Origin of the sequence: Kitasatospora putterlickiae, from assembly GCF_039527695.1 — a bacterium.
Classification (GTDB): Bacteria; Actinomycetota; Actinomycetes; order Streptomycetales; family Streptomycetaceae; genus Kitasatospora; species Kitasatospora putterlickiae.
Map to the genome: position 1 here is coordinate 1 of NZ_BAAAKJ010000118.1, position 10,154 is coordinate 10,154.

General features: G+C 75.3%; 8 protein-coding genes. 2 read left to right on the forward strand and 6 right to left on the reverse strand.

The window, feature by feature from the left end; all coding sequences use genetic code 11:
• Window positions 1–37: 37 nt before the first annotated feature.
• Window positions 38–898, reverse strand: a complete 861-nt coding sequence (locus ABD308_RS12295) for a sulfurtransferase (RefSeq protein WP_344332559.1) — start codon at window positions 896–898, stop codon at window positions 38–40.
• A gap of 156 nt (window positions 899–1,054) precedes the next feature.
• Here ABD308_RS12295 and ABD308_RS12300 point away from each other — a divergent pair, with 156 nt between their 5' ends.
• Window positions 1,055–1,804 (forward strand): VOC family protein, encoded by a 750-nt coding sequence (locus ABD308_RS12300; protein WP_344332561.1) that lies wholly within the window; start codon window positions 1,055–1,057, stop codon window positions 1,802–1,804.
• Here ABD308_RS12300 and ABD308_RS12305 read toward each other — a convergent pair.
• The 4 genes from ABD308_RS12305 to ABD308_RS12320 all read right to left on the reverse strand — a co-directional run bounded on the left by ABD308_RS12305 (window position 1,801) and on the right by ABD308_RS12320 (window position 7,301).
• Entirely contained in the window at window positions 1,801–2,457 is a 657-nt protein-coding gene (locus ABD308_RS12305) for a thymidine kinase (RefSeq protein WP_344332565.1), read from the reverse strand. The genes ABD308_RS12300 and ABD308_RS12305 overlap by 4 nt on opposite strands.
• 33 nt (window positions 2,458–2,490) lie before the next feature.
• Window positions 2,491–3,675: an alkaline phosphatase family protein gene (locus tag ABD308_RS12310; protein WP_344332568.1), complete on the reverse strand. Its 1,185-nt coding sequence runs from the start codon at window positions 3,673–3,675 to the stop codon at window positions 2,491–2,493.
• A gap of 119 nt (window positions 3,676–3,794) precedes the next feature.
• The gene (locus ABD308_RS12315; RefSeq protein ID WP_344332571.1) at window positions 3,795–4,394 is read right to left on the reverse strand and encodes a DUF5998 family protein; all 600 of its coding nucleotides are present in this window, start codon (window positions 4,392–4,394) and stop codon (window positions 3,795–3,797) included.
• 93 nt (window positions 4,395–4,487) lie between these two features.
• Window positions 4,488–7,301: a bifunctional acetate--CoA ligase family protein/GNAT family N-acetyltransferase gene (locus ABD308_RS12320; RefSeq protein WP_344332574.1), complete on the reverse strand. Its 2,814-nt coding sequence runs from the start codon at window positions 7,299–7,301 to the stop codon at window positions 4,488–4,490.
• Window positions 7,302–7,531: 230 nt separating this feature from the next.
• Between ABD308_RS12320 and ABD308_RS12325 the strand changes: the two genes are divergently transcribed.
• Complete coding sequence (locus ABD308_RS12325) at window positions 7,532–7,813, forward strand: HPr family phosphocarrier protein (RefSeq protein ID WP_344332683.1); 282 nt, start codon at window positions 7,532–7,534, stop codon at window positions 7,811–7,813.
• Between the two features lie 79 nt (window positions 7,814–7,892).
• Here the strand turns inward: ABD308_RS12325 and ABD308_RS12330 are convergent.
• The coding region (locus tag ABD308_RS12330) for an ABC transporter permease (RefSeq protein WP_344332685.1) at window positions 7,893–10,154 on the reverse strand (2,262 nt) is incomplete at its 5' end.

Sequence of the window (10,154 nt, forward strand, 5' to 3'; positions counted from 1 at the left end):
GGACGGCTACGGCCGTCCGCCCCTTCGGCGTGCGGGCTCAGCCCGGCTGGTCGGTGACCGCGACCGGGCGGCTCTCGTCGCTGGACCACTCGCTCCAGGAGCCCGGGTAGAGGGTGGCCGGCAGGCCGGCGACCGCGAGGGCCAGGATCTGGTGCGCGGCGGTCACCCCGGAGCCGCAGTAGACGGCGGTCTCCCGCTCGCCCGCGCCCAGCGCCCGGAAGCGGGCGGCGAGTTCGGCGGCGGGCCGGAAGCGGCCGTCCGGGCCGACGTTCTCGGTGGTCGGCGCGGAGAGCGCGCCCGGGATGTGACCGGCCCGCGGGTCGATCGGCTCGGTCTCGCCCCGGTAGCGCTCCCCCGCCCGGGCGTCCAGCAGCAGCGCCTCGCGGGCCCAGGCCGCCGCGCCGTCCGCGTCGGTCACCGGCAGCTGCCCGGGCACCGGTTTGAAGTCGCCGTCCCCGGCCGGCGGCACCTCGGTGGTGACCGGCAGGCCCGCCTCCCGCCAGGCCGCGTAACCGCCGTCCAGCACCCGGACGCCGGGGTGGCCGGCCCAGCGCAGCAGCCACCAGGCGCGGGCGGCGGCCATCGCGGTGGCGCCGTCGTAGACCACCACCGGGCGGTCCGCCGAGACGCCGAAGCGGCGCAGCGCGGCGCCGAACTCCTCCGGGTCGGGCAGCGGGTGCCGGCCACCCTGGCCGGGCGGGCCGGCGGGAGCGGCGAGGTCGGTGTCGAGCGGGACGAAGTGGGCGCCGGGCAGGTGACCGGCGGTGTACTCCTCGATGCCGGGCGGGCCGCCGAGCTGCCAGCGCACGTCCAGCAGGACCGGCGGGTTCCCGGAGGCGAGCGCCTCGCGCAGTTCGGCCGCCGAGACCAGCGGGGAGTCATCGTAGTGGGTGGTCATGGCGGTCATTCTGGCGCAGTGCGACCGCGCCGGCGCTCTTTGTGCGGTCTTTGCCGGACTTTCCGCGCGGCCCGAGGGTTCGACGTGCGCCACGGTGGAAGCATCACCCTCACTGCGCCGTTTCGTGCGCCCGTCCGCCCCCTGAGGAGACCTGTCATGTCCGCGCTGACACTTCGGCTGGCCCAGGGCACCCCGTGCTGGGTCAGCCTGATGACCGACGATCTTCCCGGCGCCCGGGCGTTCTACGGCGAACTGCTCGGCTGGACGTTCACCCAGGGGCCCGCCCAACTCGGCGCCTACGTGCGCGCCCGGCTCGGCGAGGAGCCGGTGGCCGGGCTCGGGGTGTCCTCGGTGACCGGCTTCCCGGTGCAGTGGACCACCTATTTCGCGGTGGACAACGCGGACCGCGCGGCCCAGCTGGTGCGGGAGTGCGGCGGAACGGTCGCGGTCGGGCCGCTGCAGGCGGAGCGGGCCGGGCGGCTGGCGATCGCGGCGGACGTCTCGGGGGCGGTCTTCGGGCTCTGGCAGGGCGAGGAGCACCTCGGCCGGGAGGCCCGTCCCGAGCCGGGCGGGCCGGCCTGGGCGGAGCTGCTCACCCCGGACGCGCACGGCGCGGCGTCCTTCTACCGGGCGGTGCTCGGGGTGCCGGTGGCGGAGGCCGAGGGCGGGTCGGCGCTGCTGGTCGGCGGCCGGGCGGTGGCCGGGATCCGGCACGGCGCCGAGCTGCGCGGCCACCCGCCGCGCTGGCGCACCCACTTCGCGGTCGCCGACGCGGAACTGACGGCCCGCCGGACGGTGGAGCTGGGCGGGCGGGTACTGGTGGAGCCGCACCCGACGCCGCGCGGCCGGGCGGCCCGGCTGGCGGACCCGCGCGGCGGGCACTTCTCGGTGCTGGAGGCCGTTTAGGCCTGCTGCTCCTCGAAGGGGAGGACGTCCGGGGAGAGGACGGCCGCGCGGGCGGTGGCGGCGGTCAGCCGGCGGCGGTGGTGGCGGCGGCAGAGCACCTCGTAGCCGACCTCGTCCTCGCGGACCGAGATGTCGCCGATCACCACCTGCGCGCCCTCGACCACCATCACCCCGCCGACGGTGCGGGCGTTGTGGGTGGCCCGGGCGCCGCACCAGCAGAGCGCCTCGACCTGGAGCACCTCGACCCGGTCGGCGAGCTCGATCAGCCGCTGCGAGCCGGGGAAGAGCCGGGTGCGGAAGTCGGTGGTGATGCCGAAGGTGTAGACGTCGATGTCGAGTTCGTCGACGACCCGGGCGAGCTGGTCGATCTGGCCGGGGGTGAAGAACTGGGCCTCGTCGCAGATCAGGTAGTCGACCCGGCCGCCGGCCGAGAGCCGGTGCACCACATGGGCGTGGAAGTCGAAGTCGTCGGTCACTTCGACCGCGTCGGTGCGCAGGCCGAGACGACTGGAAACGGTGGCGGCGCCGGCCCGGTCGTTGCGGGTGAGGATGATCCCCTGCCGGCCGCGGGCGGCGTGATTGTGGTCCATCTGGAGCGCGAGCGTCGACTTGCCGCAGTCCATCGTGCCGGAGAAGAACACCAGTTCAGCCATGGGTGGTGCGAAGGCCTTTCACATCAAGGGAATTCAGCGGCGGAATTCGAGCAGCGGCACATACTGCTCGACCGGGGTCATCGAACCGTGCAGGCCGATCATCGCGGACTCGCCGGGCTCGTTGCGGGAGGCGGTGATGGCGATGTCGTCGCGGGCGGCGGCGACCACGTCGCCGATCCGGTGGTAGACCCGCTCGTCCACGGCGGGGCCGAACCAGCCCGCCGCGATCGCCTGGTCCCGGGTGGCCACCCACATCCGGTCGCCGAGCACCTCGCTCCAGACCGTGTGGACGTCGGCCGCCGCGCCGGGGACGGCGTAGACGTGGCGGGCCCGGCCCTCGCCGCCGAGCAGGGCGACGCCGGCGCCGAGCTCCCAGTCCTCGTCGAAGTCGATCCGGTCCTCGGGGGCGATGTCGATCATGCCGTGGTCGGCGGTCACGTACATCACCGAGCGCGGGGGCAGCTGTTCGGCGAGCCGGCGGGCCAGCCGGTCGACCGCGTCCAGGGTCATCCGCCACTCGTCGGAGTCCACGCCGAAGCGGTGGCCGGCGCCGTCCAGCTCGCTGACGTAGGTGTAGACGAGCGCGCGGTCGTGCTCGGCCAGCCAGGCGGCGGCCCGGTCCATCCGCTCCTCGCCGGTGGTGCGGCCGAGGAAGGTGCCGCCGGAGAGCGCGACCCGGGTGAGCGGGGTCTGGGCGAACAGCGGGGAGGAGACCTGGGCGGTGGCCACCCCGGCGGCGTCCACCCGCTCGAAGACCGTCGGGTACGGCTGCCAGGTGCCCGGGTCGGTGTGCGGCTGCCAGCGGAGCTGGTTCATCAGGTGTCCGGCGCCGGGCACCGCCACCGTGTAGCCGGCCAGGCCGTGCAGGCCGGGCGGGGTCCCGGTGCCGACCGAGGCCAGCGAGGTGGCAGTGGTGGACGGGAAGCCGGCGGTCAGCGGGCGGCCGGTGCCGCCGAGCGAGCCGGGCGTCAGCGAGGAGAGGAACGGCGCGTACTCGGGGTGGCGCAGCAGCAGTTCCCAGCCGAGGCCGTCGACGAGGAAGACCACCGCGCGGTCGGCGGGCGCCAGCGGCAGCGCCGCCTCGAAGCCGGGTACGCCGAGGCCGGCCGCCACCGAGGGCAGCAGGTCGCAGAGCGAGCCGCTGCCGTAGGGGGGCGCGGGCGCGGCGGCGGGGTCGAGGAGCTCGAAGGCGTCGTGGCCGTCGGGGGCGAAGGGCATGGTGGCGGGGCTGGCTTCCTGGCTGGCCGGTACGGTCCGGGCGGTGGGGCGGTGCCCGGACGGCACGGGTGGGCGCGTGACGGCGGTACGTGGAGGTGACGCTGGACGGCGGGTGCGGATCAGACCCGGGGGCCGTTGGTGATGGTCGCCTCGGACAGGGCGCGGGCGAAGACCAGGGCCTGGGCGACCGTCTCGGGGCCGTCACCGGCCTCGCTGACCCGCAGCGAGAGGTCGTCGGCGGTGGCCGAGCCGGTGTAGCCGTGGTCCGCCTCGCAGTTGGGGTCGGAGCAGCCGGCCGGTTCGAGGTCGAGGCGCTGGACGGCGCCCCAGCCGATGGTCAGCACGACCTCGCGGGGCAGCGTGCCCGGGGTGTAGGTCTCCGGGTTGGCGACCATCCGGCTCACCACGACGGAGTTGATCCGGTCCAGCCGGACGCTCTCGGTGGAGGTGGTGGCCAGCGGGACGGCGGGGCCGGCGGCGTCACCGGTCTGCTCGTCGGTGTGGCTCACCACGAAGCGGGTCGGGGTCAGCACCAGCACGGTGACGTGCCGGCGGACCTCGTTGGCGTCGAAGGTGGTCTCCTGGTGCACCAGGTAGGAGGTGATCGGCTCGGGACCCACCGCGGACTCCACCGCCTCGGACACCAGGGCCGGGTAGTAGCCGCTGCGCTCGATCGCGGAACGCAGGTCCTGCGTGGTGGTGGTACCGGTCTTCGCCATAACTCCATCCTGGCATGGTCCGCCGACGAAGCGGGCGGCGCGGCGCCGAGCTTCGGACAACGGCGCCCGCGGTCCGGACGCAACCAAGGAAGGTTACAGCGTGCTCATGGCGCGCGGGCCCAGATCACTGCGGACCGGCAGGGGTGCGATGCGCACGCGCGCCCCCAGGATCGCCAGTCCGTGCGGGGCCACGACCACCGGTTCGAGATCCACCGAGGCGACCTCCGGCAGGTCGTCCACCAGCCGGGACACCCGCAGCAGCAGTTCCTCCAGGGCGTCGGTGTCGACGGCCTCGGCGCCGCGCCAGCCGAACAGCAGCGGCGCCGCGCGGACCTCGCGGACCAGCGAGGCGACGTCCTGGTCGGTGGCCGGAACCAGCCGGTGGGCGACGTCGCCGAGCAGCTCGGCGGGGGCGCCGGCGAGACCGAAGGAGAGGATCGCGCCGACCGCCGGGTCGACGGTGGCGCCGATCACGGTGTCCACCCCGCGCGGGGCGAGCCGCTGGACCACCAGTCGGGCCTCGGCGGCGCCGCCGAGCAGGGCGTCCAGTTCGCGGTGGGCGCGGCGCAGGCCGGGCTCGCCGGTCAGGTCGAGCCGGACGCTGCCGAGGTCGGGGCGGTGGCGCAGGTGGGGGGCGGTGGCCTTGAGCGCGACGGGGTAGCCGAGGGTGGCGGCGGCGCGCACCGCGCTCTCCTCGTCGGGGGCGGGCAGGGTCGGCGAGACGTCGACGCCGTAGCGGGCGAGGAGGGCGGCGGCGTCGGCGTCGGGCAGGGTGATACGGGCGCCCCCGGGCTGGGTGCGGGCGGCCACGGCGGTGCGGGTGCAGAGCGCGGCCTCGACCAGGGCGCGGGCGCCGGCCTCGTCGATCCGGTCGAGTTCGGGGACCCGGGCGGTCTCCTCCGCGGCGACCATCCGGTGGCGCCAGTCGGCGTAGTGGACGGCGTGGGCGAGGGCGCGCACGGCCCGTTCGGGCGCCGGGTAGGCGGGGATGCCGCCGGGGCGCAGCCGGCCGGACAGGTCGGTGAGCGCCAGGTGGGCGAGGAGCAGCGGCTTGCCGGCGGCGCGGGCGCGTTCGCCGGCGTCGAGCAGGGCGGCGGCGATCTCCGGGTCGTCGGAGCCGGGTTCCGGGTCGTCCGGGTCGGCGGGGCGGCCCGTGCCCGGGCCCCAGTCCTGGTTGCCGATCGGCGGGATGGCGACGGCGATCACCGCGTCCACCCCGGGGTCGCCGAGCGCGGTGTCCAGGGCGACCCGGAAGTTCTCCCCGGTGGCGGCGGTGGTGAGGTCGACGGGGGTGCGCGGGCGCAGGCCGGCGGAGAGGCAGGCGTCGTGGGTGAGCAGGCCGAGGGAGTCGGAGTTGCCGATCACGGCGACCCGGTCGCCGGGCGGCAGCGGCTGGAGGGCGAGCAGTTCGCCGGTGTCGTACAGCTCGGTGATGGTCTCCACCCGGGTGACGCCGGCCTGCTGGAAGAGGGCGTCGACGGTGGCGTCCTTGAGGCCGGTGGCGGTGGCGGGCACGGCGTGGCCGGGCGGCAGGCTGCCGGTGTGGCGGGCGCCCTTGACCACGACCACCGGCTTGGCCTGGGCGAGCCGGCGGGCGATCCGGGTGAACTTGCGGGGGTTGCCGAAGGACTCCAGGTAGAGCAGGACGACGTCGGTGGCCGGGTCCTCGGCCCAGTACTGGAGGAAGTCGTTGCCGGAGACGTCGGCGCGGTTGCCGACCGAGGCGAAGGAGGAGATGCCGAGGCCGCGCCGGTGGGCGGCCTCCAGCAGGGCCACGCCGATCGCTCCGGACTGGCAGAAGACGCCGAAGCCGCCGCGCGCGGGCAGCACGGGGGCGAGCGAGGCGTTGAGCGGCCGCTCGGGGTCGGTGGAGAGCAGGCCGAAGGCGTTGGGGCCGATCACCCGCATGCCGGCCGCGCGGGCCTGGCGGACCAGGGCGCGCTGGCGCTCGCGGCCCTCGGGGCCGGTCTCGGCGTAGCCGGCGGTGACCACGACCAGGCCCTGGACGCCGTGCGCGCCGCACTCGGCGACCGCCTCGGGGACGGCGGAGGCGGGGACGGCGATCACCGCGAGGTCGACTTGGCCGGGGACGTCGAGGATCGAGCGGTGCACCGGGACGCCGTCCAGCTCGGTGCCGGGGGGTGCGGCGCGGTTCACCGCGTACACCGGGCGGTCGTCGCCGGCGAAGCCGGTGAGCAGGTCGCGCAGCAGGGTCCGGCCGACGGTCTGCGGGCGGCGGGAGGCCCCGATCACCGCGACCGAGCGCGGGGTGAGCAGCCGCTGGACGGAGCGGGCCTCGGCGCGGTGCTCGCGGGCCCGCATGACGGCGAGCGAGGCGGCGGTGGGTTCGAGGTCGAACTCCAGGTGGACCACGCCGTCGGCGAAGCTGCGGCGCTGGACGTAGCCGGCGTCGGTGAAGACCTTCACCATCTTGCGGTTCTCCGGCAGCACCTCGGCCTGGAAGCGGCGGATGCCGCGTTCCTGGGCGACGGCGGCGATGTGCTCCAGCAGGGCGGAGGCGACGCCGCGGCCCTGGTGGGCGTCCTGGACCAGGAAGGCGACCTCGGCGTCGGTGCCGGTCTCGGAGGGGCGGCCGTCGTGGTCGATCCGGTCGTAGCGGACGGTCGCGATGAAGCGGTCGCGGACGACGACGGCGAGGCCGACCCGGTTGACGAAGTCGTGGTGGGTGAAGCGGCGGACGTCCTTGTCGGAGAGCCGGGGGTAGGGCGCGAAGAAGCGGAAGTACTTGGACTGGTCGGACACCTCTTCGTAGAACTCGACCAGGCGTCCGGCGTCGGCGGGGGTGATCGGCCGGATCCGGGCCGTACCGCCGTCGCGCAGGAGGATGTCGGCCTCCCAGTGCTGGGGGTACTCCGGCTCGGTTCGCGGTACCGCGGAATCGTCCACGACCGTCAGATTATCCGGCGGCGGGCCGAATGGCGCCGGGCGTGCGTTCACGGCAGGGTGGACAGGCCCCCTGAACGGGGATTATTCGCCGTTTATGGACCTGAAAGAAACAATCACAAGTCCCGAACGCCGCGGCTCAGAGGGGTCGCCTGCGTGCAACACTGGTCTAGACAACACGTCCGTTTCCCCCCATCACGGCCGTGACCAGCTTTACCGGAAAGGCACGTCTCATGGCTGAGCGCCGCGTCACCATCGGTTGGGCCGAGGGCCTGCACGCCCGTCCCGCCTCCGTCTTCGTCAAGGCCGTCGCGGCCACCGGCGTGCCGATCACCATCGCCAAGCCGGGCGGCAACCCGGTCAACGCCGGCTCCATGCTCGGCCTGCTCGCGCTCGGCGCCCAGGGCGGCGAGGAGGTCGTGCTGGCCTCCGACGCCGAGGGCGCCGACCAGGCGCTGGACCGCCTGGCCAAGCTGGTCTCCGAGGGCCTGGACGAGCTGCCCGCCGCCGCCTGAGGCCGCGCCGCGCCCATACGCGTCCGGAGCCCGGGCCCCGTTGGTCGGGGGGCCCGGGCTCCGGTGCGTCCGCGGCGGGTCAGCCCGCCGCGATGGCCCGCAGGATGTCCAGCCGGGCCGCCCGGCGGGCCGGCCGCAGACCGGCCACCGCGCCCGCGACCAGACCCGCCACCAGCACCACCGACAGCTGAAGCGGCGGGACCGCGAAGCTGCCGGTCCCCTCGGTGTCGGCCGCCCGCACCAGCGCCCAGCCCAGGAACGACCCCAGGCCCAGGCCGCCGACCGTGCCGAACAGCGCCACCAGCACCGACTCCCAGCGCACCATCGCCCGCAGCTGGCCGCGGGTCTGGCCGACCGCGCGCAGCAGGCCCAGCTCCCTGGTCCGCTCGTGCACCGCCAGGGTCAGCGTGTTGGCGATCCCCAGCAGCGCGATCAGCACCGCGAGCGCCAGCAGCGCGTAGACCACCGAGAGCATGATGTCGACCACCGAGGCGGCGCTCTTCGCGTACTCCGCCCGGGTCTGCACCTTCGGGTCGCCGAACGGCGCCACCGCCGCCGTCACCGCCGCCTTGCCGGCCGACAGCGACACCCCGTCCTTCAGCGCGACCGCCACCAGCGAGTCGGCGTCCTGGCCCCGGTGCGGCGCCCAGGCCTCCCGGGTGACCAGGTAGTCACCGGCCAGCTCGCCGCCCTGGTAGAGCGCCTTCACCGTGAACGGCGCCTCGACGCCGTCGCTGAACCGCACCGGGACCGCCGTACCCACCCGCCAGCCCTGCTTCTCCGCCTCGGTGCGGGACACCGCCAGGCCGTCGGCGCCCAGGTCGAGCGAGCCGTCCACCCGGCCCAGGTCGACGATGCCGGCCAGCCGGGCCGGATCGGTGACGTCCAGGGTCCGGCCGTGGCCGTCCACCCGGGCCACGCCCCGGCCCAGGCCCACGCTCCGCTCCACCTCCGGCAGCGCACCCACCGCGTCCGCCAGTTTCGGGCTCAGCCCGCCGCCGCGGAAGCCCCCGGTGGAGACCGCGAGGTCCCCGGCGAAGGTCCGGCTCACCGTGTCGTCCATGGTCGCCTTGATCGACGCGCCGAAGACGGTGAACAGCGAGACCACCGTGACGCCGACCATCAGCGCGCTGGCCGTCGCCGCCGTCCGCTTCGGATTGCGGGCCGCGTTGCGCTCCGCCAGCACCCCCGGCATGCCGCGCAGCCTCGGCAGCGGGGCGCCCAGCAGCCGCACCACGAAGGTCGCGAACACCGGGCCGAGCACCACCACGCCGAGCAGCGTCGTCACCGCGCCGCCCGCGGTCAGCCCGACCGACGGGCCGTCCGTCGCGCCCACCACCGTGCCGGCCGCCCCGGCCGCCACCAGCAGCGCGCCGCAGATCCAGCGGATCCGGCCGGCCCGGCCGTCCGCCGCGCCGTCCACCGCCACCGCCCGCATCGCCGCCAGCGGCGCCGTCCGGCCCGCCCGCACGGCCGGTGCGACGGCCGAGGCGACCGCCGTGACCGTCCCCACCAGCAGCGGCAGCGCCACCGAGACCGCGCCGACCACCAGACCGCCGGTCGGCAGGTTGAAACCGATCACCTTGAACAGCGACCGCAGCCCCGCCGCCACCCCGATCCCGCCCAGCAGGCCGGCCACCGAGGCGGCCAGGCCGACCACCACCGCCTCCGCCAGGGTCGCCGCCAGCACCTGGCCGCGTGCCGCGCCCAGCGCCCGCAGCAGCGCGTTCTCCCTGGTCCGCTGCGCCACCACGATGGCGAAGGTGTTGTGGATGGTGAAGGTCGCCACCAGCAGCGCGATGCCCGCGAAGACCAGCAGCAGGGTGGTGAACATGGTCAGGAAGCGGCTGGACACCTGCTTGGTGGCCTCCTCGCTGACCTTCGTACCGGTCACCGCCTCCAGCCCGGCCGGCAGCTTCGCCGACAGCGCCGTCACCAGCTCCTGCTGGGAGACTCCGGACGCGGCCCGGAACTGGATCGAGGTGGCCTGGCCCCGCCCCTTCGGGGTCAGGTACCGCTCGGCGTCCGCCAGGGTCAGCCCGGTCCAGGTGTTCTGGCCCATGCCGTCGGCCTTCTCCCCGAAGGTCGCGATGCCGACGATCGTCACCGTCACCGGGTCGGGGGTGCGCAGGACGGTGGTGTCCCCCGGCTTGAGGTCCCCGGCCTTGGCCGCGCCCCGGTTGATCACCGCCTCCCCCGGCCGCTGCGGCGCCCGGCCCTCGGCCAGCCGGTACGGGTTGAGCCCGCTGTCGGTCTGCCAGTAGCCGGCCAGGGTGGGCGGACCCTGGCCGCCGATCGCCTTGCCGTTCGCGCCGATCAGCTGGCCGGAACCCTGGATCGC

What these genes read in the sequence shown, in the direction of transcription:
- ABD308_RS12325 (WP_344332683.1), top strand. Translation starts at nt 7,532, where the DNA reads ATGGCTGAGCGCCGCGTCACCATCGGTTGGGCCGAGGGCCTGCACGCC.
- ABD308_RS12315 (WP_344332571.1), bottom strand. Translation starts at nt 4,394, where the DNA reads ATGGCGAAGACCGGTACCACCACCACGCAGGACCTGCGTTCCGCGATC.
- ABD308_RS12300 (WP_344332561.1), top strand. Translation starts at nt 1,055, where the DNA reads ATGTCCGCGCTGACACTTCGGCTGGCCCAGGGCACCCCGTGCTGGGTC.
- ABD308_RS12310 (WP_344332568.1), bottom strand. Translation starts at nt 3,675, where the DNA reads ATGCCCTTCGCCCCCGACGGCCACGACGCCTTCGAGCTCCTCGACCCC.
- ABD308_RS12305 (WP_344332565.1), bottom strand. Translation starts at nt 2,457, where the DNA reads ATGGCTGAACTGGTGTTCTTCTCCGGCACGATGGACTGCGGCAAGTCG.
- ABD308_RS12295 (WP_344332559.1), bottom strand. Translation starts at nt 898, where the DNA reads ATGACCACCCACTACGATGACTCCCCGCTGGTCTCGGCGGCCGAACTG.